This is a genomic window from Aquimarina sp. RZ0 (assembly GCF_008370685.1).
Classification (GTDB): Bacteria; Bacteroidota; Bacteroidia; order Flavobacteriales; family Flavobacteriaceae; genus Aquimarina.
The window spans coordinates 36,373-56,188 of the sequence record NZ_VTZU01000041.1; the positions used below are offsets into that span (position 1 = coordinate 36,373).

At 38.1% G+C, this 19,816-nt stretch carries 31 protein-coding genes; 30 read left to right on the forward strand and 1 reads right to left on the reverse strand.

Annotated elements, in window-relative coordinates:
- Window positions 1-138: 138 nt before the first annotated feature.
- Entirely contained in the window at window positions 139-309 is a 171-nt protein-coding gene (locus tag F0000_RS16135) for a helix-turn-helix domain-containing protein (protein ID WP_149625767.1), read from the reverse strand.
- 197 nt (window positions 310-506) lie between these two features.
- On the opposite strand from F0000_RS16135, the gene F0000_RS16140 reads away from it, so the two are divergent.
- The 30 genes from F0000_RS16140 to dcm all read left to right on the forward strand — a co-directional run bounded on the left by F0000_RS16140 (window position 507) and on the right by dcm (window position 19,799).
- On the forward strand, window positions 507-968 hold the full coding sequence (locus F0000_RS16140; RefSeq protein WP_149625768.1) for an LEA type 2 family protein: 462 nt from the start codon (window positions 507-509) through the stop codon (window positions 966-968).
- A 50-nt stretch (window positions 969-1,018) separates the two neighbouring features.
- Window positions 1,019-1,948, forward strand: coding sequence for a hypothetical protein (locus tag F0000_RS16145; protein WP_149625769.1), 930 nt, complete (start codon window positions 1,019-1,021; stop codon window positions 1,946-1,948).
- Entirely contained in the window at window positions 1,945-3,198 is a 1,254-nt protein-coding gene (locus tag F0000_RS16150; RefSeq protein WP_149625770.1) for a hypothetical protein, read from the forward strand. The genes F0000_RS16145 and F0000_RS16150 overlap by 4 nt, the downstream gene beginning before the upstream one ends.
- A gap of 20 nt (window positions 3,199-3,218) precedes the next feature.
- Window positions 3,219-3,815 carry a hypothetical protein gene (locus tag F0000_RS16155; RefSeq protein WP_149625771.1) on the forward strand — a complete coding sequence of 199 codons (597 nt, stop codon included), beginning with the start codon at window positions 3,219-3,221 and terminating at the stop codon, window positions 3,813-3,815.
- Between the two features lie 114 nt (window positions 3,816-3,929).
- Window positions 3,930-4,553 carry a hypothetical protein gene (locus F0000_RS16160; protein ID WP_255452769.1) on the forward strand — a complete coding sequence of 208 codons (624 nt, stop codon included), beginning with the start codon at window positions 3,930-3,932 and terminating at the stop codon, window positions 4,551-4,553.
- Between the two features lie 50 nt (window positions 4,554-4,603).
- The gene (locus tag F0000_RS16165) at window positions 4,604-5,008 is read left to right on the forward strand and encodes a hypothetical protein (protein ID WP_149625773.1); all 405 of its coding nucleotides are present in this window, start codon (window positions 4,604-4,606) and stop codon (window positions 5,006-5,008) included.
- A gap of 44 nt (window positions 5,009-5,052) precedes the next feature.
- Entirely contained in the window at window positions 5,053-5,577 is a 525-nt protein-coding gene (locus F0000_RS16170; protein WP_149625774.1) for a hypothetical protein, read from the forward strand.
- Window positions 5,578-5,588: 11 nt separating this feature from the next.
- Window positions 5,589-5,867 (forward strand): hypothetical protein, encoded by a 279-nt coding sequence (locus F0000_RS16175; RefSeq protein ID WP_149625775.1) that lies wholly within the window; start codon window positions 5,589-5,591, stop codon window positions 5,865-5,867.
- Window positions 5,868-5,952: 85 nt separating this feature from the next.
- On the forward strand, window positions 5,953-6,288 hold the full coding sequence (locus F0000_RS16180) for a hypothetical protein (RefSeq protein ID WP_149625776.1): 336 nt from the start codon (window positions 5,953-5,955) through the stop codon (window positions 6,286-6,288).
- Window positions 6,272-7,108 (forward strand): hypothetical protein, encoded by an 837-nt coding sequence (locus F0000_RS16185; protein WP_149625777.1) that lies wholly within the window; start codon window positions 6,272-6,274, stop codon window positions 7,106-7,108. Before F0000_RS16180 ends, F0000_RS16185 begins: the two co-directional genes overlap by 17 nt.
- Window positions 7,109-7,221: 113 nt before the next feature.
- Window positions 7,222-7,404: a hypothetical protein gene (locus F0000_RS16190; RefSeq protein ID WP_149625778.1), complete on the forward strand. Its 183-nt coding sequence runs from the start codon at window positions 7,222-7,224 to the stop codon at window positions 7,402-7,404.
- Between the two features lie 3 nt (window positions 7,405-7,407).
- Window positions 7,408-7,833: an annexin gene (locus tag F0000_RS16195; RefSeq protein WP_149625779.1), complete on the forward strand. Its 426-nt coding sequence runs from the start codon at window positions 7,408-7,410 to the stop codon at window positions 7,831-7,833.
- A gap of 5 nt (window positions 7,834-7,838) precedes the next feature.
- Window positions 7,839-8,864: a peptidoglycan-binding protein gene (locus tag F0000_RS16200; protein ID WP_149625780.1), complete on the forward strand. Its 1,026-nt coding sequence runs from the start codon at window positions 7,839-7,841 to the stop codon at window positions 8,862-8,864.
- Window positions 8,865-8,910: 46 nt separating this feature from the next.
- On the forward strand, window positions 8,911-9,303 hold the full coding sequence (locus F0000_RS16205) for a hypothetical protein (RefSeq protein ID WP_149625781.1): 393 nt from the start codon (window positions 8,911-8,913) through the stop codon (window positions 9,301-9,303).
- On the forward strand, window positions 9,300-9,494 hold the full coding sequence (locus tag F0000_RS27800; RefSeq protein WP_188112148.1) for a hypothetical protein: 195 nt from the start codon (window positions 9,300-9,302) through the stop codon (window positions 9,492-9,494). The genes F0000_RS16205 and F0000_RS27800 overlap by 4 nt, the downstream gene beginning before the upstream one ends.
- A 586-nt stretch (window positions 9,495-10,080) precedes the next feature.
- Entirely contained in the window at window positions 10,081-11,883 is a 1,803-nt protein-coding gene (locus F0000_RS16215; RefSeq protein ID WP_223148911.1) for a reverse transcriptase/maturase family protein, read from the forward strand.
- Window positions 11,880-12,251 carry a CHAP domain-containing protein gene (locus F0000_RS16220; protein ID WP_188112149.1) on the forward strand — a complete coding sequence of 124 codons (372 nt, stop codon included), beginning with the start codon at window positions 11,880-11,882 and terminating at the stop codon, window positions 12,249-12,251. The genes F0000_RS16215 and F0000_RS16220 overlap by 4 nt, the downstream gene beginning before the upstream one ends.
- A 44-nt stretch (window positions 12,252-12,295) precedes the next feature.
- Complete coding sequence (locus tag F0000_RS16225) at window positions 12,296-12,955, forward strand: hypothetical protein (protein ID WP_149625783.1); 660 nt, start codon at window positions 12,296-12,298, stop codon at window positions 12,953-12,955.
- The gene (locus tag F0000_RS16230) at window positions 12,955-13,137 is read left to right on the forward strand and encodes a hypothetical protein (RefSeq protein ID WP_149625784.1); all 183 of its coding nucleotides are present in this window, start codon (window positions 12,955-12,957) and stop codon (window positions 13,135-13,137) included. The genes F0000_RS16225 and F0000_RS16230 overlap by 1 nt, the downstream gene beginning before the upstream one ends.
- Before the next feature lie 93 nt (window positions 13,138-13,230).
- The gene (locus F0000_RS28310; protein ID WP_255452770.1) at window positions 13,231-13,362 is read left to right on the forward strand and encodes a hypothetical protein; all 132 of its coding nucleotides are present in this window, start codon (window positions 13,231-13,233) and stop codon (window positions 13,360-13,362) included.
- Window positions 13,352-13,618: a hypothetical protein gene (locus F0000_RS16235; RefSeq protein WP_149625785.1), complete on the forward strand. Its 267-nt coding sequence runs from the start codon at window positions 13,352-13,354 to the stop codon at window positions 13,616-13,618. Before F0000_RS28310 ends, F0000_RS16235 begins: the two co-directional genes overlap by 11 nt.
- A gap of 11 nt (window positions 13,619-13,629) precedes the next feature.
- Window positions 13,630-13,764: a hypothetical protein gene (locus F0000_RS28315; RefSeq protein ID WP_255452771.1), complete on the forward strand. Its 135-nt coding sequence runs from the start codon at window positions 13,630-13,632 to the stop codon at window positions 13,762-13,764.
- A gap of 11 nt (window positions 13,765-13,775) precedes the next feature.
- Complete coding sequence (locus F0000_RS16240) at window positions 13,776-14,198, forward strand: hypothetical protein (RefSeq protein WP_149625786.1); 423 nt, start codon at window positions 13,776-13,778, stop codon at window positions 14,196-14,198.
- Window positions 14,179-14,385, forward strand: a complete 207-nt coding sequence (locus F0000_RS16245; RefSeq protein WP_149625787.1) for a hypothetical protein — start codon at window positions 14,179-14,181, stop codon at window positions 14,383-14,385. The genes F0000_RS16240 and F0000_RS16245 overlap by 20 nt, the downstream gene beginning before the upstream one ends.
- Before the next feature lie 9 nt (window positions 14,386-14,394).
- Window positions 14,395-14,775 carry a hypothetical protein gene (locus F0000_RS16250; RefSeq protein WP_149625788.1) on the forward strand — a complete coding sequence of 127 codons (381 nt, stop codon included), beginning with the start codon at window positions 14,395-14,397 and terminating at the stop codon, window positions 14,773-14,775.
- A 7-nt stretch (window positions 14,776-14,782) separates the two neighbouring features.
- Window positions 14,783-15,004 (forward strand): DUF4248 domain-containing protein, encoded by a 222-nt coding sequence (locus tag F0000_RS16255; protein WP_149625789.1) that lies wholly within the window; start codon window positions 14,783-14,785, stop codon window positions 15,002-15,004.
- A 49-nt stretch (window positions 15,005-15,053) separates the two neighbouring features.
- Window positions 15,054-15,971, forward strand: a complete 918-nt coding sequence (locus F0000_RS16260; protein ID WP_149625790.1) for a phosphoadenosine phosphosulfate reductase family protein — start codon at window positions 15,054-15,056, stop codon at window positions 15,969-15,971.
- A gap of 59 nt (window positions 15,972-16,030) precedes the next feature.
- The gene (locus F0000_RS16265) at window positions 16,031-16,936 is read left to right on the forward strand and encodes a hypothetical protein (protein WP_149625791.1); all 906 of its coding nucleotides are present in this window, start codon (window positions 16,031-16,033) and stop codon (window positions 16,934-16,936) included.
- Window positions 16,937-17,019: 83 nt separating this feature from the next.
- On the forward strand, window positions 17,020-17,694 hold the full coding sequence (locus F0000_RS16270) for a RadC family protein (RefSeq protein ID WP_149625792.1): 675 nt from the start codon (window positions 17,020-17,022) through the stop codon (window positions 17,692-17,694).
- The gene (gene dcm, locus F0000_RS16275) at window positions 17,691-19,799 is read left to right on the forward strand and encodes a DNA (cytosine-5-)-methyltransferase (RefSeq protein ID WP_149625793.1); all 2,109 of its coding nucleotides are present in this window, start codon (window positions 17,691-17,693) and stop codon (window positions 19,797-19,799) included. The genes F0000_RS16270 and dcm overlap by 4 nt, the downstream gene beginning before the upstream one ends.
- Window positions 19,800-19,816 lie beyond the last annotated feature (17 nt).

A 19,816-nucleotide genomic window follows, 5' to 3' on the forward strand; every position in this document is an offset into this window, starting at 1 on the left:
AACATGGTACACCATGGTTTACCATTATGGCAAACCATTTTCAAAAATCGATGTAACCCCATCGTATAGAAGGGCTATCAAGGTTTGTGCTTTTGGTAAACCATTTCAGTTTTGTTAGCACTATGGGGTCTGTTTTCTCTACTGATCAACTCCAAAAAATTTATAGATCAATCGTACCTCGTGAGGGTATAATAATTGTCGTCTTCCTGTATCCAATTCTTTAATTTCTTTCAGTTTTCTGCGTAAGGTCTGCCGACTGATGCCTAAAAATTCGCTCAATTCCTGTTTTGTGGTGAAAGTAAATCGCATATTCTATGGTGTATTAATGTCCTTTAATGTGGATTAGTGTAATCAAGAGTTACAGCAAGTAAAATTGCACTACAAAACCCTCCGTACCTCCCTAAATTACTACAATTTTTATAAAAAACAACTTTTATTTTCCAAAGGATATCACCCCCTTTTCCGGCTTGTTTTTTCCTCTTTTCTTTGCCTCAAAATCAGTACAAATGTTCACATGGATTGCAGGCGGATTAGCCGCTTTTTTTTCGATACGATATTTATCCCGCTTGCAACAAGCTGGTACGAATATCACCTCCAGAATACGGGTTCAAATCCATAAGGTTACCCTTACAGGTATTGAACTCAAAGCCACGGTGCAGTTACAGAATCCTAATCCTGTAGCCCTGCGTCTGCAACATCCTTTTGTCAAGATTTTACACAAGAATACCTTACTGGGAAGTTCTGCTGTAGAAAATAGAGTCATAGAGATTCCCGAACACAGCCAGAAAACCTTTGAATTGCATATCCAATCTGCCGGGTGGTTGACCCTGATCCAGCTACTGGGAACCAGAGTGGTGAGTGATATCCGTTCAGGAAAACCCTTGGAGCTGGATATACAAACACAGGTGATTACCCGCGTTAATGGATTACCCTACCAGCAAACTGAAAATATCATATTACAACTCTGATGAAAGCACAAAACAAGCGACATATCCGTGCGACCCGTAGCTTTGATCATTTGATCCCTCAAAGTATCCAGAAGGATACGGTGATTGTAGGCTCTGGGAAAGCCAAGCTGGAAGATACCCTGCAACTGATGCAGCTGGTCATACGAGAGACTACAAAGGACACCGCTTTACTGGCAAAGCAGCTACAGCATAAAAACCGCTACGACACTTGTCGTAATATCTGGAATTTCGTGTATCAGCATATCCAGTATACAATGGACAAAACGGGAATCGAACAAGTCCGCAGACCCTCACGTAGTTGGGCAGATCGCATGACAGGTGTCGATTGTGATTGTTATACAGTATTTATCGGTAGTATCCTGACCAATCTGAAAATGCCATTTACGATTCGGATTACCAAATATGGAGGGAAACATCATTTTCAGCATGTCTATCCGATTGTTCCTATGGCTAACGGTCATATTACGATGGACTGCGTAACAGATCAGTTCAATTACGAGGTTCCTTATTCCGAAAAAAAAGATATCCCGGTCATTGGTTCCATTGGTACAGATAGTTTGGGAACAGTAAGCGGAGTAGATATGGCAGCTATTAGTCTGGATGCCTTGGAAGCATCACCGATTCCTTTACGAAAAATCATAGTGCCTAAAAGAAAACAATCACGCTGCCTGAGTCCTTCTGGAAATATAAAACGGTCTATGACCGAGAAATCAGGACGCGTCCTGTCTCCTTTTCGATTAGAGGATGGAAAACAGATCAAAACGATCCCACCAAAAAAGGATTTTAATCTACTGAATTTTTTAATCCTTTCAGGGATATCTGTAGCAGCAGGAATCGGAGTCCTAAAACTCCTCTCCACCACAGGCACTCGTAACCCAAGAGGCACTCTTAGCACGAGAGGCAAAAATGATAACACTCCTGGTACTGACAACGCCAGAGGTAAAAATGATAAAAAAAATAAAACGAAAAAAGGTCTATGACCTTGACCTTAAATAAGAATGATATGGAATTACACCGATTAGACGGCTTCGATGCCACAGGATTAGACAGCTTGGATATCACAGATTCTCAGAGTACGAGTGAAATAATAAATGGCATCAATGATGCCCCGGAGATTGCTTATGAGATATTAGATGATCAGGGCAATGTGGTGATGTATGCTGATCTGGATGAAAATATTTATGTCATTGATGGACTGGGAGGTTTCTTTAAAAAGATCGGAAAAGGCTTAAAAAAGTTTGCAAAAAAAGTGGTGAAACCTGTGGTAAAAACTTTTAACCGTTTTTTAAACCCTGCCACCATCCTGCTTAGAAATGGATTTCTACTGGCTATGAAAATCAATATGTTTAAAGTAGCAGAGAAACTACGTTTTGGGTATCTCAGTGATGCCGAAGTTCGAAAACGTGGTGGGGATATGCGAAAATTTAATAAGATGCGAAAAGCTGTCGGGAAAGCGGAGAAGATTTATGAAATGGCTGGTGGTAAAAAGAAGAATCTAAAAAAAGCCATTCTCAAAGGAAAAGGGAACAAAGACAGACAAGTACCTCTGAGTGGCTTCGGGTTAGGAAATGCTTTTGATGATGGAGACCCCGATGTTTTTAATGATCCCTTTGAAAAATTTATAGTAGAGTCAGATCCTGATGTAGTAGAGTCTTTTATCAATAATGACATCCAGATAGAGGGATTAAGTGGAGTGGCTACAGGAACGGCTATTGCAGCAGCGACCAGTGCCGTAGCAGGAGTAGCTGCACTGGTAGGGAAGATCGGGAATATTTTTACAAAAGGAAAACAGGTCAAAGAACAGGCAGCAACCCTTTTTCAGAAACCCAACCGATTACCACCTGTAAAATTTGGAGATCCCAGAACGCAACAATTTCCTGTGCAGCATTTTAACCCTTCTTTTCCGCAGACTGTCTCCAATAAAGCATTGTTTCAAAACGCGGATGCTGAAAAACCAAAGGAAAGCTTTTTTGAAAAACATAAAACACCCATTTTGATTGGAGCTGGGGTATTGGTGGTAGGAACAGGAGTCGCTATTGCCATGCGATCTAGTAAAAAGAAAACAGCAAAGCCGATTTCGGGAGTTCCCAAAAAGAGGACACGAAAAAAACCCTCCCTGCAAAGGGATGAACTGGGACGATTTACCAAAGGTTCCGGAATCCGGAGTGGTCACAAAAAAAGCTCCTCCAGAAAAGCTCCTGAGAAACTCATACCAAAAGCATTATTGTAAAACAGAAATTAAAATTTATTATGAAAACAAAAGGAAATACAAAAGATAGTCTTCTGGAGGTTGGGAAACATCTCAGTACAGGAGTCTTAGGAATGGTGGCAGGATCAGCCATAGGAAGGTACTCCCTCGCTGTTGGTGCGCTGACCATATTTGGGGGAGCCTACTATGGTAAAGACTGGATCACCTCCGCAGGAGTAGGCATGGCATTCTCTAATGGATTCACAGGAAAACCACAAAATACTAATGGAGTTGATGGAATTAAAGACAATTTAGATGATGCTAAAGACAGAGCAGTTACCTCCCTGAAAGCCATTGGTAAAAAGCTATTCCTTGATAAATTATCTCCTTCCCTGGCGCAGAAACTGGCACTGGGAAATATAGAAGATCGCCCTTTAGTATTTATGGGATCAGAGGTAGCCGATACGGGAGATTTTGATACCAGCGAAGTAGATGAGATTATCCGAAAGATTGAAGCCGGGGAACAATTACCCACCATAGATATACAACAGGATTTTGCAAATGGATTTGAGGGAAGCATGACAGAAGATATCAGTGGAATCGATACCATGCAATTAAACGGAGCTGAAGATATAACAGAACTCAATGCAGTAGCATAGTTCTTTATAGTACAGAGTATACAGTACAGAGTACTAAAAACAATTACTAACTACTAACTACTCTGTACTTACTACTCTTTACTAAACACTTAATACTAAAAAACAATGGAAATGATGAAAAAAAGCTCAAGATCGCAATTTCTGGAAATTGTGAATGCTCATATCTCTTTAAGGGATCAGACAAAAAAGTATGACCCTGCGATGGTTAAAGTAGCCACAGGGATCAAGGAAGGAAGATTACAACTAGCTGATACGGCATATTATGCCATCAAGTTTGCAGGCAACAAAGCCAATATTGATATGTTTGAAACTCAGGATGCTAAAGAGATCGGGATTACCAATGTCACACAGGCAAAGCTTCAGAAGGACAGGTTATTTCTATGCAATCGTATCATCCTGTTGGCAGCAGAAATCGAAGGAGATCTTCCAGGAAGTGATTCTGAACTCAAACGAGTGATCAAGCAAACCAATTTTGATAGCATCAAAAAGGTAGGCGGATTACAGAATGGCGTCTTCTCCCTGATAGCCAATAAGAAAATCATTATCGATGAGCGTCCGATGCAAGATTTTGCCACCGATGGCAATACCACGCTTAATTTGGGTACCTACTTTTTAGAAAGCCCAAGATTCATTCGGGATGATGAGGAATTCGAATTCAATATCGAACTCGGTGATGATGCCCCGGAGAAAGCACTCATTAAAGTAGTACTGGCAGGAACCGCAACAGTCCCTGCTTAGCCGGTCGATAATCGACATTTATAAACATAGTAAATGTGAAAACTTATTAGATGAACATAGAAGAAAAAGAAAACACCAAAGAAACCAGAGTGGTTTTTTCCTTTAAAATGGAAAAACAGAACGGACTGCTTACCGTTGATAATTTCGAACTCCCAAAGCATACCCAACTGGTGAAAGGCATACAATTGATCTCGGATTATCCAGATCGCTTGTACTACCGGGGGAAACAACGTATTGAAATTGGAGGGGAAGAACTTTTTCCCGATAGTTTTGAGAGTAAAATTCTGATGTCTTCCTTAAGCGTAGCGCCCAGAGAACGCTTCTTTGAATTAGGGGATGTATTACCCGGGGATTTATCGGTGAAGCTACGCTTTGAAGATAAAGACCATAGTAACGCTCCTTTTGGACAGGGATATAAAGTCACCCTGGTCATCCTTATCCAGGAGAGGGTTTAAGACTCCATTTAAAAGCCCATCATTGGGTATTAAAACAATTAGGTATGAAATGTATTATCCATAATGAAAATAATAAAGGTGGCAGTGCCACTATAGTGCGGAGGAAGTTTGTGCCCATAAAATTTACAATCGAAAGGGAAAACCAATTTTTAAACGCAGCGGCCAAACTTCCTTTTACTACAACCAAAGTCAACGCACTGCTGACTACCTCAGAGGTTCAAAAACCCTGTAATGATACTCCCTTACCTACCCGATATTATTATGGGAGTACCCCCGGTAAGATGGAAGATACTTCTTTTCTGGAAACAGATACGGGAACCGTTTATAACACTCCCTACCCTCCTGATGGGTTTTCTAATGGAATGCGTGGGATGTGGTGGTACTATGTACATCCGATAACAGACCGTTTTCCGGTACATCTGGAGAATGGCATTCTGGAAACCCTGGCAGCTCCTATTACGGTAAAGATCAAACAGGAAGGGCAATGTACTGCGGATGGGTATTACCTCTGGAGTGGGATACTTCCGGTAACAGGTTTTTCACTGGTCACTTTTTTTCCACCCGCCTAACAGCTATCGCTATGATATTAGGAACACTATCATTATTTCAGAAACGTGGGATTTTCTATAAGGAAGAGCAGTTACACTGGGAGGATACCTTTTCAAAAGTGATTGAAAAGGAACTGGGCTCCGATCAGGAATTAACACCTTTGAAGGTTGCAGCCAAACAGCAACCCATCCCGGTGGATGAATCAGGGCATACGGATTATATCACGGCTTTCTATCAGGATGAAGGACAAGCCACTTATCCATATGAGATCACTGTATGGCTACTTATAGAGTCGGTAAGCGACATTTAAAATGAATTATTAATCAAGTATCTCACCTAAGAGTGAAATAACAAATCACCCTATGGGTGTGAGATACTAAAACACACAATGTGTGATGCGTGAGGAATTTGCACTGCACTATGCAGAGAGAAGAGCTAAAGAGCGTGGGTATGATTCATACAGAATCGTATATAGAGAATTTATGATCCCATCAGGTGGGATGCTAAAGTTTCAGGCTACTAATGAAATCTGGCTAATTACCTATATCGCCTGGGGACTAATTGTGAAATCAGATTATGGACGCTATGATAATTGGTATACGCAGGGGATTATTGAGAATGCCCATGAACATGGGGATCGTATTGAAATTATCAATACTAGAAAATACCAACGCACTATTCGTTTTTTACAAGTGATATTAAAAACAGAAGATGATGGAAGCAAGCGATAGACAAACGGGGTCGGTACGAATCAATAAAGAGATGCGTGTAGAAATGAATGCATTGGGTATCTCCAATGCAACGGAATACATAAGGTATAAAATGGAACAAGGCGCATCAAAACAGAAAGCCTTAAAAACCCTTCCTGAAAAAGATACAGTACGGCAATTACCTGTTTTAGAGACCTTAAAGAATGTAGATCCTCAATTAAAAGATCAGCTCACCATTCAACGCCTGTCACTTGAAAATCGAGGGCTTCAGAAGAAATTGGAAGAGATTACCCGAAGTAATGAGGATACCTTAAATGGGGTACATCACAAAGTACATAGTATGCTTCAGGAAGAACTCCAGAAACGAGACTTCGAAGCCCTTAAAAAATTAAACACCGAACAGAAAAAAGAACTGGAAGAGTTACAAAAAAGGCTCGATGAGTCCAAAAAAGAAACCAATACCAAACAGGAAGAAATTGAAGCTTTGGTCAAAAAATTAGGATTCGTAGAATTAGGAAAAGCCCTCCTCCCTGGAGCAATCTCAGGACTTGCCAAACAATACCCAAATCAGATGAAAGGGATTGCAGGAACACTAGGGAGGTTAGGTCTTAATGATGCACCTGAAAACCAAATGGATGATGCTAATGAGCAAGAAGAACACTTGTTACAAATTATGAATTATCTCCAGGAGGTATTTACTGAGGAGCAGTTCGAACAAGCTATACAACTAATGATTCAGTTAGGAGATCAAATCAAGGAGGATCAGGGGCTGATACAGAAAATAACATATTACCTAAATCAATTAAAAGAGAAAAAAGTACAGAGTGACAAAGAAGTATAAAGTAGTAAGTACAGAGTACAGAGTACAGAGTACAAAGAACTCAAACAAATTACTTAATACTTAATACTTTGTACTAAATACTTAATACTTCAAAAAAACTAAAAGAAGAAATTATGAAAGCACAGGTTACAGTAAACATAGAAGTTAAAGACACTACAGAAGTACAACGGGTACAAAAAGCTTTTGAAACGATGCATAAAAATTTTGGAGCTAAAGGCATTATAAAAATGGAGCAAATGTTTCTAAACGATGCTTTTATCCGAAATCTGGTGAAAATTAAAATTAGAAAAGGATAATCTATGCCACTTCCAGCAGCTCTTGCATTGCAAACTATAAAAAACAAACCAAAAGTGACTGTTGGTAAACGAACCACTAATGTATTATTGGCTACAGGATTGGGAGTAGTTGCTTTTTGGGGAGTTAAAACCTTATGGCGAAGATTCAAAAGGGATTTTCGGGAAGGACAGGCATTACAGCAAGGAAACCCTGCCAATTTTGCTATTCGTATTGCACTGGCATTTGAGAATGATAGTGCTTTTGGATGGGGAACCGATGAAGAAGCACTATTCAGAACTTTAGAACAAATCCCAACTGCCAATATGATGCGAAAAGTGGGGCATGCTTATAAGGATTTAGAAGGTAGAAATCTGGCTGCGGATCTGAAAAGTGAACTTACTACCGAGGAGTTTGCCATTGCTGATGAAATTATAAATTCAAAAAGATAATTCTTATGAAACGAAATACAACAACTGTTTCGCGCAGTAAAAAGAAAGTCCGAGGCGGACAGCCAAAAAATAAAAAGAAACCACTTACCCAAAAGCAGATAGTAATGATCGGCTTAGGAGGAGGTGTCGCTTTGGGATTAGGATTTCTTGCTTATAACCACTTCAAAAATAAAGCTGCTACAAGGCGTAGCTTACTAAGTGATCCCATCACCATTCCATCAGAAGATATTGTTATAAAACCTAATCTGCCCGTCGCGGCTCGCGACTTTCCTTTGAAAAGAGGGGTTAGAGGTGCATTGGTAGTAATGCTACAAAATGCACTCTTAGCCAAAGGCGGACAAGCAGCTATGATCATTAAAGAGACTAGTTTCAGAAATGGGCGTGTGGATGGCATTTTTGGAACAGGAACAGAACGCGCATTACAAGCTGCTGGATTCCCATCTGTTATCACACAATCTAATTTTACCACCTTGGTCGGCAAAAATAATAAAGCTACCTCTGGAGGTTTTGATCCTGGAGCAATCGCCAAAGAAATTATCAATGCTGCCAATAGAAGAAATCTATTTGGAGTCCTCAGTGGGCTGAAGAAGATTGATTCCGTAGATCAGTACCAACAGGTTAGTACTTTTTTTCAGGGCGTTAGGATTACAGGGATTCGAGTAACTTCTTTAGTCAATGCCTTACTCAGTGTGGCATTTAAACAAAAAGAACTGGAGAAAGTAAAGATTAGAGCAGAATTCAGACGCATGGGACTCAAACAAAACACCCGTGGGGTATGGTTTATTCCCGGACTCGGTGAGGTCACAGACCTTTTTGAAAATAATCAGGAGCAGATACACCAGGAGTGGAATCTGGCTATTGCAGTGAAACCTACCTTGCTCAAATCAGCAGATGGTTCTTTTATAGTTCCTGAATTAGCACCCAATACCGTAGTGGGATATATCACAGGAATGGAAAATGGTACTACCCGAATCCTAACGCAATCAGGAGAAACCGTCTTTGCACCTACCAGAAACCTATCCTCTATATAAAAGCTACAACTGAAACATTATAAATATAAAATCTAAAAGTATAACAATGAAAAAAGTAATAAAATGGTTACAACCGATATTTGATAAGTTTACGCCTCTTTGGAGTTATTTTAAAGTATGGCGTGAATTGTCCTCATTAGCAGTAGGATTGATGCTTTGGATACATAGTGCGGTATTCCTTCGATGGATTGACCCCACGGCAGGAACCTATGATGCAGGGGTATTTCAGGTATATCTATTTGCGATCATAGGCATTTTTATTCTGCACGGAATTGTACGAATTCTAATGAAACTTATCTGGCCCACTTCAGAACATTATTTGGATCATCATTTTAGAAACGATTTTAATACCATAACACCATGGCAAAAGCTAAAATTATCCACCTTTATATTCTTTGCGTTCTTATTTGCAGTAGCACTTTTAGCCAGGGCTCTATGAGCCTAATAAATAATCAAAACGATGAAGAACAATACACAAGAGAGTGTGTAAAAGAATTGTATGATTCGCAGGTAGGCGTTCGTGAAACTGGAGGTGCTAATAGAGGACTTCAGGTAGAGAGGTATCTGGCAAGTGTGGATTTAGGTTCTGGATATGCATACTGCGCTGCCGTGCGCCGTGAAACGCACTAAAGAATTTTCACAAAGTGAAAGGTGTTCAAAGCAGATGACACCTAGACCAACGCCTTACCTAAGTCTGAAAAGATAAGGGGACAACAGCATGGTTGTAAAGCGGAAAATTGAAGAAAATATGTACTCAATGGCTCTGCAAGGTCTGTCCGATATGATTAAAACTAGACTGTTTGAAATCCAATTTCCAGTGATGATACAGTACATCCACCGGAAGCATATTTGAAAACGGTGACAGTAGTAGACAGGGAATAAAGCAGCTTTCTTGTTACGCTTTGACTACTGTAACGATGCCCAGTGAGGGCATTTAAGGGGATGAATAGATAATCTAAGTCGGACTAACGTTCTTTAGTGACGGAACACGGGATGGTCTAAGGAGGGAGACCTCTATGATCACGGAGTTCTCATAGTAGTCGTGAGGGTAACGTCTCACCAGGGCGAACGATAACGCCGTTCACAGGGCGAAGGGGAACAGGTAGTTATTAATGTATTAAAATGAGAGGTACGCAAGATGCGAAAAGCTGAAACATTATTAAACATTGTACGAACTCGCTCAAAGCGAGGCTTAACGGTAAACAATGTTTACCGAATGCTCTATCAGAAAGATTTATATCTGATGGCTTATTCCAAGTTATATAGGAATGACGGAGCAATGACTAAAGGAGTAACTAATGAAACTGTAGACGGAATGTCAATGGAAAAAATCGAAAAATTGATTGAATCATTAAGGTTTGAAAGATACCGATGGACACCTGTGCGACGTGTTTATATTCCTAAAAAGAATAACAAAACACGACCGCTTGGACTTCCTACTTTCAGTGATAAGTTACTTCAGGAAGTAATCAGGTTACTATTGGAAGCCTTTTATGAACCTCAATTCAGTGAATCATCACACGGTTTTAGACCCAAACGTGGTTGCCATACTGCATTGCATTTGGTAGGACAAAAGGGGCACGGAACTAAATGGTTTATTGAAGGAGATATCAAAGCGTGTTTTGACAGAATTGATCACACAGTTCTTATAAACATACTTAAAAAGGATTTCAAAGATAACAGGTTTGTCTCTTTGATTGAAAGACTATTAAAAGCAGGCGACCTTGAGAATTGGGTATATAACAGGACATATAGTGGAGTTCCACAAGGCTCAATTGTAGGTCCAATCCTTACTAATCTAGTTCTAAACAAACTAGATCAGTTTATGGAAAAGGAAATCATCCCCAATTTCAACAAGGGAATCATTCGAAAAAGAAGCTCTGAATATAAACGGATCTCTGAACAGATCAGTTACTGGAAGCAGAAGGGCGAATGGGACAAAGTCAAGGCACTTCGAAAGGTCTCTCAAGCGATGCCTTCCGTAGAACCAAACGATCCTAACTTTAAAAGGGTATGGTATGTAAGGTATGCTGATGACTGGCTTGTAGGGGTAACGGGTACAAAAGTAGAAGCGGAAATAATCAAGGATAGGATGCGGGAATACTTACAGCAGGAATTAAAGTTGGAACTCAGCGATGAGAAAACTTTAATTACACACGCTAAAAGTGAGTCGGCAAAATTCCTTGGTTACCATATCCGTACATTACACTGTAATACTAAAATGCACAAAGGCAGACGTAGTATCAATGGCGTAATCAGCTTTAGTATCCCTCCAAAGGTAATTAAAGAGAAAAGGGCTAAGTATACCAGAAATGGAAAGATTATACACCGTCCTGAGAGGATAAAAGATGAACCATATAGTATTGTAAGCCAATACCAATCTGAATATAGAGGTCTGGTACAATACTACAAAATGGCTCAAAACCTTAGTAAACTAAACTTGTTAAGGCATACTCTGGAAACATCACTTGTAAAAACATTGGCAAATAAGTATAAAACTACTTGTTCCAAAATTTACAAGAAATATGGTGCAACCATTACCATTGCCGAAGGTAGTTACAAAGTATTACAGGTCATTGTTTCCCGTGAAGGAAAGAAATCCCTTAAAACTCATTTTGGAGCGATCCCGTTGATATTCAATAAACGGGCGAAGATCAATGACAAAAAGGAGTATTGGACTTGGAACAGCCGTACTGAAATAGTAGAGCGATTATTGGCAGATAAATGCGAACTCTGCGGTAGCAAAGAATCCATAGAAATGCACCATATCCGAAAATTATCGGATATAAAGCCAAAAAATGGAAAACCTGTTGCCGAATGGAAATACTTTATGAATGCCAGACAACGAAAAAGCCTTGCCGTATGCAAGAAGTGCCATAATAAAATCCATAATGGAGAATATGATGGTACTTCACCGAGACGTAAAACTACTGGAGAGCCTTGTGACTTGGAAACTGTCATGCAGGGTTCGGAGAGGGACAGTTGGAAAAGTAATCAAAACTTAAAATCAGAATTATGACGATAAGAATTGATCAACTCGCTGGCTGTCTACTCTACTTTGTGTCCTGGGTTTATCAGCATGCAGATGTTCAAACGCCACTTAGTGGCTGGGTGCCGAGTTATGCGCTGAAGCGTAAACGAATCTATCACAGAGGAAAGTTTGAAAAGAGAACTCCACAGACAGGAGATGTATTTATGGTCTGGTATCACAAATTAAAGCGTCCTGCGCATATCGGATTTGTAGATCAGTGGGGAGAGAAATGGATTATTACTGTAGAAGGGAATACCAATGATAACGGATCAAGAGAAGGTGATGGTGTCTATAGAAAACGAAGACTGAAAAAACAAATATGGGCAGTATCCGACTTCGTTGGCAGTGCCAACTGACAAAAATACTATCAGCAAATAACTAAAAACGATCAACTATTAAAATGCTATCCAAGAGTTTACAAATATTACGAAGCAAAGGATACAAAATCTATAGGCAACCGTACAGGCTAAATATAGTAGGATATCGCAGTCGCTTTATGGGGAGTAATCGCTTTGATGATGAAATCCATGTATTCTATACCAATGATAAAGGAAAATGGGTGTATCATATCTTCAGGGCAACTACAGATCCGGGGCAGTATTGGCTGGAAAACCCAATGCACCCAAAAGGAACTGCTTTTCTGAAGAAAGGGCAATATGTAGATGCCTATAGCTTGGGATTACATCGCGGGGTGTATCAGGCACTCATACAAAAAGCTCCCGTAAGTGTCATTCGTAACTATGAGCGAAAAGGGCTCTTTAAATGGTTCGAATCTGGATTTCAGGATACAGGAAGATTTGGAATTAATATCCACCGGGCTAGAAAACAGGGAACCACTAAAGTAATAGATGACTTTTCTGCTGGATGTTTGGTGTTTGCCAATGCAGAAGACTTTGATCGTTTTTTAAAACTATCAAATCAGCATCGAAAACGATATGGGAATTCTTTTACAGTTACCCTGGTAGATTTTAGGGATGAGCGAAGGAGAAGATTACAACTAGCAGCTTGGGGATCAATAGCAGCAGCTAGTGGGTTATTGTTATTAAACAGAATGAACTGATGAAGGTTTCTAAAAACACAAAAAAAGCAGGATGGACACTCATTGGAAGTATGCTAGGATTTATTGTAGCTAAAAAGTACTCCCCTAAAGAGACCTACCCATTTATCCTGATAGGTGGTTTTATAGGAACTTGTCTTGGTGAGGAACTGATTAATGAACCTAAAGAGGAGAAAATGTTGTAAAGACATTACGAAAATCTTTGATAACATTCAATTGAATACTAGAAATGAATGGATTAGGTTCGTTGGGTGCATTAATAATTTTAAAAATCAGATATGAACACATCAGAAAAAGACAACAAATTACCGAAGAGAATCTTAGTAGAAGAACTTCCTATAATTTTTAGACATCACAATATTGATGTTACTGCCACTTATCTTAAAACAATCAAAGGAAATGAAAGTTAATACTGAACGATTATATCTGGTAAAAAAACCGTATCCCGAATTATTGGATTTTAGGGAGATTTTTGTGGATGCCGAATTTAATCTTCGTGACCTGGAAGAATTATTTTCTCGCGGTTTTGGATCTGAAAGCTTATTTGGGATATACACCAATCGCGAAACTGCCCTTAAAGATGCAGAAATGTTATGGAGAGATTTTGTACGACAAAAAAAATGCATCCCAATAAATACAGAAAAGAACGCTTTCGGGAATTTGTAGATGAACTGGAAATGCTTTCTAACAAACACAATATTGCCATACAGTCCATAGGAGGTATTTATATTTTCGATGAACCCATGATCATCAGTTATGATGCAGATGAAACTTCAGGAGATTTAATTTCCAATTGGATAGAATCCTTATAAAAAATGATCATATGAAAATCAATTTAAATAAACTCTATATTGTATATAAACCCACAAAGTATTCAGAAAGAGTTGATGTATTTAGTGGGCGATCTAATAATATAAGCGGTTTGCGAAACCAGTTCCGAGGGGGATTGGAACCAAAAGAAATACACGGAATTTATACCACTTTATCTGAAGCTAATCGGGTTACGGATACATTGCTAAAAGGCAAAGTGAGAAAAAAAAGTACTAAACGAAAAAAGAAATCCACTAGTGGATATGCCTTGTTTAGTGATGCAGTAATGGCTAAAGATAAGTATAGGGTGACAACTCCTCCCAAAGTCATTTATCCTACCAGAAAAGCTGCACAAAAGGAAGTAGATAAAATTCGTAAAAAGACGGGAAGGAATCCTGAAATAAAAATTATGACTTATGACAAATCAAAACGATAAAGAAAAACGGATTAAGGAGTTTTTGAGAGACCTTAAAAAAATATCCATGCAGCACGGAGTCGCCATTGAAACCAGAACACCTCCTTATGCATTAAATGTTAGACAGAATATCACCTATATCGTAAATCCTAAAACAAAAACGGTATTTCCTGTATGGTTGAATACCGAAAAGGATCCTTTTATTTAAAACGTTGATATGAAAAAGAATAAACTATATGCTATTGCCGATTTAGATGGGGCTTTTATAAAGAAAATAAGAGTTAATTCTCATAGTGAGGTTCAAAAATACATTGATAAAATGCATTTAAAAGGAATTTCGTTATCTGCTTGGGAATTAAGCACATCAAAACGTAGATTATCCAAAAAGCTATTATCAGAGCTTGAAAGTTTGATTTCAAATAATAGTCATAAACTTAATAAAACAGACCTTTTAGCTTTCAAAAAGTTACTTGACAAACTAAAAAAATATCCGGCAGCCGATGGAATGATCGTTGTCAACCAATACTTTGATACTTTTTTAAGAGAACTTATTCCCTCTAAAATATGGGTTGCAATGGGAGGAACAATCAATAAATAATAATGTTATGGAAAAACAAGGAATATATTTTGAAGGGGAATACAGAATCAAACCAAAAGCGTATTATAAATATGAATTGGCAGCATTGTATAATGTTTGCACCAAAACCTTCTCTTCCTGGATTCATATGTATACAGAAGAATTAAAACAGTTTGGCTATAAAAAAAGTACAAAATTACTTCGTCCTGAAGTGGTACGGTTTCTATTCGAAAGATTAGGAGAACCATAGTCGAGCCGAGAATCGGCAATTAAAACAAATTTTTTTTACATTTTATATTATGAAAATTATCGTACAATTCAGCGGTGGCAAGGATAGTCATGCGTCATTATTATGGGCAGTCCATAGATATGGTGCTGAAAATATTCAGGCAGTTTTCTGTGACACAGGTTGGGAACATCCGCTTACCTACAAGCACATACAAAATGTCGTCAAAAAATTGCGTGTTACCCTAACAACCCTTACTTCAAAAAAGTATAACAACTTTATAGATTTAGTTGCTAAAAAAAAACGGTTTCCATCTACCAAAGCTAGATTTTGTACCGAGGAACTTAAAGTAAAACCTTTTGTGGATTACATTTTAGATGAAGTACAAGATCATTTTATTGCAGTTCAGGGAATCCGACAAGATGAGAGTACTTCCCGTTCTAAAATGACTTCTATGTGCCGTCATTTTAAATTCTATCTAGAGCCTTATGGATATACAAAAGAAGGAAAACCCAAATATCATACGTATCGTAAAAAGGAAGTACTCGAGTATATAAGGAGCTATGATGATAGCATCTTGCGTCCAATGTTTAAATGGACAGCTCAAGATACCATTGATTTTATCTTAACCAATGGGCATATTCCAAATCCATTATATCTAAAAGGATTCTCCAGAGTAGGTTGTTTCCCTTGCATCCAATGCAGCCACACGGAAGTAAAACAACTCCTGAAATTCTATCCCAATCGGATCAAAGAATTAGAAGCATATGAACAGGAGCTGCAGACCTCATTTTTTTCTCCGGATTATATTCCGAAACGATTTTGTTCCAAAACTGCTATTGTGAAAAAAGGAGCTAAAAAAGACAGAATAGTGGCTTACCCTACTACTGAAGATGTTACTAGTTATATTCAGAATAAAAATGCTACTGGAGATTTATTTGAACAGGAACTGCCCATTAGTTGTATGAGTTATTATTCTTTGTGTGAATAATTTTAACGTTTTCATAGAATATGTTTTCGAACCTATTCAATATTGTTATTTTTATAGTTATGAAATTAAATCCGCTAGAATTTTTTGACACTTATGAATTAATAGCAAGCCCAAATACGTATTCACCCATTGTTCCTAATGAATGCAGATATTGCGGAGAGAAATCAGAAGTTTTATTTAAAACCGATTGCCATTTGATTCCAGAATTACTTGGTAGGAATCATTTTTTAAGTAGGGATGAATGTGATAATTGCAATCAATTATTTAGTAAATGGGAAAGTCACCTAGCTATATTTGCAAGACCCTATTTATCCTTGTCAAATATTAAAACTAAGAATAAGGTACCTATTTTTCAATCAAGAACAGATTATAAGGATCAACCCAGAACTAGTATAAAAATTGAAGAAGGAAGCACCAAAAGATTGATTCATTCGAATCTTGATGATTTCATATTAGATACAGAAAAAGGGCTTTTACAAATAGCTACTCGTAATCCAGGGTTTATTCCAAATCATATTTATAGAGCTTTGTGTAAAATAATGCTTGGGATGATGCCATCTAAGGAGTTTTTTGAGAATAAAGACTTTTTTAAATGGCTCGAGGGGACACAAGAATTACCAGAGATTTGTCATGGGTTTCAATATAAATCACAAAAAAAATATTATAAAACTCCTTCAGCACAGCTATACAAAGCAAAAAAAATAGTTGTTGGTAACATAGCATATCCTGAATTTGTTGGTATAATTAGTTTTGCTAATACAATAGTGCAATTCTACTTACCTCTTTCCGAAAACTATTTGATAAATCATTCTGATCAGAATAGTATGAATTTAGTAGTCTATCCATCATTTGCATTTGATGGAGATATGAAACAAAATCAAAAGTTTAAAATACGCCACATTACCAATTTTGATCAAAAGGAGCCATATAAATCTGATGAAAAATTCACCTTTAAAGTAAATTAAAAAAATCTATTAACAGGAATCAAAACGATTAAACCCGAAATCATTACTACAGGCATTCATATCATTACTGCAAAGAAAAAGTAATGAAACAATCTACTGCAAAGAGAAAAGGAAAATCTAAAAACACAAACAGGGTAACACTAATCAGCAAAAGAGCCAAACAGATCCGAGGGAAAGGAGAAAAATGGACAAACGCTATTAAGAGAGCTACCCTAGAATTAAAAAAAGAAGGAGCGCTGAATGGTACTGCAAAAACAGCTAAAAAGAAAGCTCTTACAAATAACACTTCCCTGTACGGTGTTAAAGGACAATTTAAACCAGAAATCGTTCCGGAGATTAAGCTTACCTATACCAGAGGTAGACGATTATTAGGTAGTGCAGGATCCCCTGATCAGATTGTGGATTTTGTTAGAAAACAATTTAAAAAGGGAACGATAGAAACCCGAGAAAATTTTTATGTCATTTATCTAAATCATAAAAATACGATACTAGGATATCATTTGCATTCTACAGGAGGGCTTTCAGGTACAGTCATCGATGCAAGAATTATTTTTGCTATTGCATTAAAAAGCTTGGCTACCCAGATTATTTTATCGCACAACCATCCAGGGGGTGGTTTAAAACCGAGTAAGCAAGATATCGAACAAACCACTAAGATTGCTAACAATGGAAAGCTCCATAACATCAAAGTATTAGATCATTTGATTATTACCAAAGATGGATATTTCTCTTTTGCTGAAGAAAATCTAGCGCTATGAAAGAGATCACACTTTTAGACCTTTTTTCTGGAGTGGGTGGTTTTTCTTTAGGGCTTAGTCAAGCTGGATTTACCATCAAAAAGCATTACTTCAGCGAAATTGATCCTTTCGCCATTGCCAATTACAGATATAATTTTAAAAACTCTATCTATGCAGGACCTATCGAAAACATTAAAAAACAAAGCATCTCAAAGCCAGATATCATCTGCTTCGGTTCCCCATGCCAGGATCTTTCAATTGCTGGAAAACGAGAAGGAATCAAAGGGAGTAAAAGCAAGCTCTTTTTCGAAGCAATTAGAATCCTTGACCTCTATAAGCCCGGTGTGTTTATCTTTGAAAACGTCAAAGGACTTTTCTCCAGTAACAAAGGTAAAGACTTTGAAGTCGTACTTAAATCGTTCGCCCAACTTGGGCTTTATGACATACAATGGCAATTGCTTAATACTGCCTGGTTTCGCCCCCAGAATCGAGAGCGCGTCTACCTTGTCGGATCACTTAGAACAAAACCCCGACTCCAAGTATTTCCTATCGGAGAAAGCTGTCAAAAGACTCAAGATTGCGCTAGAAAAAAACTCTCGGAAAGGGGCATTGCTCCAACAATCGATACCAAAGTAGGAGATCACGGAAATTATGCACCTTATGTTTTCACAATTCGAAGTGGCAGAAAAGTACCTGGAGGATCAAAAGTGGAGTTTAGAAAAGATGGGAGCACCAATTGCATCACTGGAGTAGATCAAGATAATTTAGTAATAAATGGTTGGACTCCTCTCAGAGTAGAACGTACTGAAAAAGCGAAAAGAATACGAAGAGCAAACCAGAAAAAAGGAATTGATTATGCACCATTTCAAGAAAAACAGTTTGTTCCACGCAAGGATGGTAAAATGGGTGCTATAACAGCACATCCTCAAAATGAAAACTTATTATTCAATGTAGGGAATGTCCGCAGACTAACCCCTTTAGAATGTGAACGATTACAGGGGTTTCCTGATCACTGGACTAGATATGGTATTCAAGATGGTGAAAAAATTGAACTAAGTGATAGCAGACGCTATCAGCTGATTGGCAATGCCGTTAGTCCTCCAGTAGTAAAAATAGTTGGTAAGCGAATAAATGCTAGTAATATGTTTAAGAAGAGACCTTCAAACAGCAATCAGTTTTTAACTGTAGCTTCACCATTAGACGGATTTGGAAAGGTTGGTAAAACTCCTGTAAGTTATTACGGAGGCAAGCAAAATTTAACCAAACGTATCTTATCACTAATTCCTGAACATAATTTGTATTGTGAACCTTTTGTGGGAGGAGCTGCTGTATTTTTTGCTAAAGAATCGAGTCCCGTAGAAGTCATTAACGATCTGGACGGAAAAGTGGTTAATTTTTATAGGGTCTGTAAGCTACAGTTTTCTAAACTCCAGAAAATGATCCACTCCACTCCACATAGCAGAAAACTGCATGCAGAAGCTCAAATCATTCTAAAAGATACTACTGAAAAAGATACTGTTAAAAAAGCCTGGGCGTTTTGGGTACAAACTAATATGAGTTTTTCTTCCCGGATTTTTGGAGGCTATGCCTATGAAAAAAAGACCAACGGAGTATCTAAAGCTATACTGAATAAAAAGAATGGATTTACCAGAGATATCTGTGAACGTCTGGATCTGGTAGATATCGAGTGCAACGATGCACTCAAAGTAATCCAAAGCAGAGATACTAAAGAGAGTTTCTTTTATGTAGATCCTCCCTATTTCAATTCTGATATGGGACATTATAAAGGATATAGCAAACAGGATTTTACCAATCTATTGGAAGTATTATCCAAAATCGAAGGAAAGTTTCTGTTAAGCAGTTATCCTTCTGACTTATTAGCTGAATACACTAAAAAACATAATTGGTATCAACAGTCCATCCGGCAAACCGTAAGTGTGACCAAAGGCAAGCGGGATAAAAAGAAAACAGAAGTCTTTACAGCGAACTATAATATTGCAAAAATGGATACTTCGCTCAATGGCAATGATGATGTTTCAAAAACAAGCTTGTTTCTCAAATCTAAATCACTTCGACTTCGTTTCTCCTTTGGTAAAAATAGCCCATCGCGAAGTAACCCGAGCTAACCCGAATCCGATATCAT

Bases quoted from the DNA above. Each gene is read 5' to 3' on its own strand.
- F0000_RS16135 (WP_149625767.1), bottom strand. From the start codon at position 309: ATGCGATTTACTTTCACCACAAAACAGGAATTGAGCGAATTTTTAGGC.
- F0000_RS16230 (WP_149625784.1), top strand. From the start codon at position 12,955: ATGAAGGTTTCTAAAAACACAAAAAAAGCAGGATGGACACTCATTGGA.
- F0000_RS28310 (WP_255452770.1), top strand. From the start codon at position 13,231: ATGAACACATCAGAAAAAGACAACAAATTACCGAAGAGAATCTTAGTA.
- F0000_RS16180 (WP_149625776.1), top strand. From the start codon at position 5,953: ATGCGTGAGGAATTTGCACTGCACTATGCAGAGAGAAGAGCTAAAGAG.
- F0000_RS16220 (WP_188112149.1), top strand. From the start codon at position 11,880: ATGACGATAAGAATTGATCAACTCGCTGGCTGTCTACTCTACTTTGTG.
- F0000_RS16215 (WP_223148911.1), top strand. From the start codon at position 10,081: ATGCTCTATCAGAAAGATTTATATCTGATGGCTTATTCCAAGTTATAT.
- F0000_RS16160 (WP_255452769.1), top strand. From the start codon at position 3,930: ATGAAAAAAAGCTCAAGATCGCAATTTCTGGAAATTGTGAATGCTCAT.
- F0000_RS16250 (WP_149625788.1), top strand. From the start codon at position 14,395: ATGAAAAAGAATAAACTATATGCTATTGCCGATTTAGATGGGGCTTTT.
- F0000_RS28315 (WP_255452771.1), top strand. From the start codon at position 13,630: ATGCTTTCTAACAAACACAATATTGCCATACAGTCCATAGGAGGTATT.
- F0000_RS16140 (WP_149625768.1), top strand. From the start codon at position 507: ATGTTCACATGGATTGCAGGCGGATTAGCCGCTTTTTTTTCGATACGA.
- F0000_RS16205 (WP_149625781.1), top strand. From the start codon at position 8,911: ATGAAAAAAGTAATAAAATGGTTACAACCGATATTTGATAAGTTTACG.
- F0000_RS16190 (WP_149625778.1), top strand. From the start codon at position 7,222: ATGAAAGCACAGGTTACAGTAAACATAGAAGTTAAAGACACTACAGAA.
- F0000_RS16165 (WP_149625773.1), top strand. From the start codon at position 4,604: ATGAACATAGAAGAAAAAGAAAACACCAAAGAAACCAGAGTGGTTTTT.
- F0000_RS16235 (WP_149625785.1), top strand. From the start codon at position 13,352: ATGAAAGTTAATACTGAACGATTATATCTGGTAAAAAAACCGTATCCC.
- F0000_RS16195 (WP_149625779.1), top strand. From the start codon at position 7,408: ATGCCACTTCCAGCAGCTCTTGCATTGCAAACTATAAAAAACAAACCA.
- F0000_RS16155 (WP_149625771.1), top strand. From the start codon at position 3,219: ATGAAAACAAAAGGAAATACAAAAGATAGTCTTCTGGAGGTTGGGAAA.
- F0000_RS16185 (WP_149625777.1), top strand. From the start codon at position 6,272: ATGGAAGCAAGCGATAGACAAACGGGGTCGGTACGAATCAATAAAGAG.
- F0000_RS27800 (WP_188112148.1), top strand. From the start codon at position 9,300: ATGAGCCTAATAAATAATCAAAACGATGAAGAACAATACACAAGAGAG.
- F0000_RS16225 (WP_149625783.1), top strand. From the start codon at position 12,296: ATGCTATCCAAGAGTTTACAAATATTACGAAGCAAAGGATACAAAATC.
- F0000_RS16260 (WP_149625790.1), top strand. From the start codon at position 15,054: ATGAAAATTATCGTACAATTCAGCGGTGGCAAGGATAGTCATGCGTCA.
- F0000_RS16270 (WP_149625792.1), top strand. From the start codon at position 17,020: ATGAAACAATCTACTGCAAAGAGAAAAGGAAAATCTAAAAACACAAAC.
- F0000_RS16240 (WP_149625786.1), top strand. From the start codon at position 13,776: ATGAAAATCAATTTAAATAAACTCTATATTGTATATAAACCCACAAAG.
- F0000_RS16255 (WP_149625789.1), top strand. From the start codon at position 14,783: ATGGAAAAACAAGGAATATATTTTGAAGGGGAATACAGAATCAAACCA.
- F0000_RS16245 (WP_149625787.1), top strand. From the start codon at position 14,179: ATGACAAATCAAAACGATAAAGAAAAACGGATTAAGGAGTTTTTGAGA.
- F0000_RS16150 (WP_149625770.1), top strand. From the start codon at position 1,945: ATGACCTTGACCTTAAATAAGAATGATATGGAATTACACCGATTAGAC.
- F0000_RS16175 (WP_149625775.1), top strand. From the start codon at position 5,589: ATGATATTAGGAACACTATCATTATTTCAGAAACGTGGGATTTTCTAT.
- F0000_RS16170 (WP_149625774.1), top strand. From the start codon at position 5,053: ATGAAATGTATTATCCATAATGAAAATAATAAAGGTGGCAGTGCCACT.
- F0000_RS16200 (WP_149625780.1), top strand. From the start codon at position 7,839: ATGAAACGAAATACAACAACTGTTTCGCGCAGTAAAAAGAAAGTCCGA.
- dcm (WP_149625793.1), top strand. From the start codon at position 17,691: ATGAAAGAGATCACACTTTTAGACCTTTTTTCTGGAGTGGGTGGTTTT.
- F0000_RS16265 (WP_149625791.1), top strand. From the start codon at position 16,031: ATGAAATTAAATCCGCTAGAATTTTTTGACACTTATGAATTAATAGCA.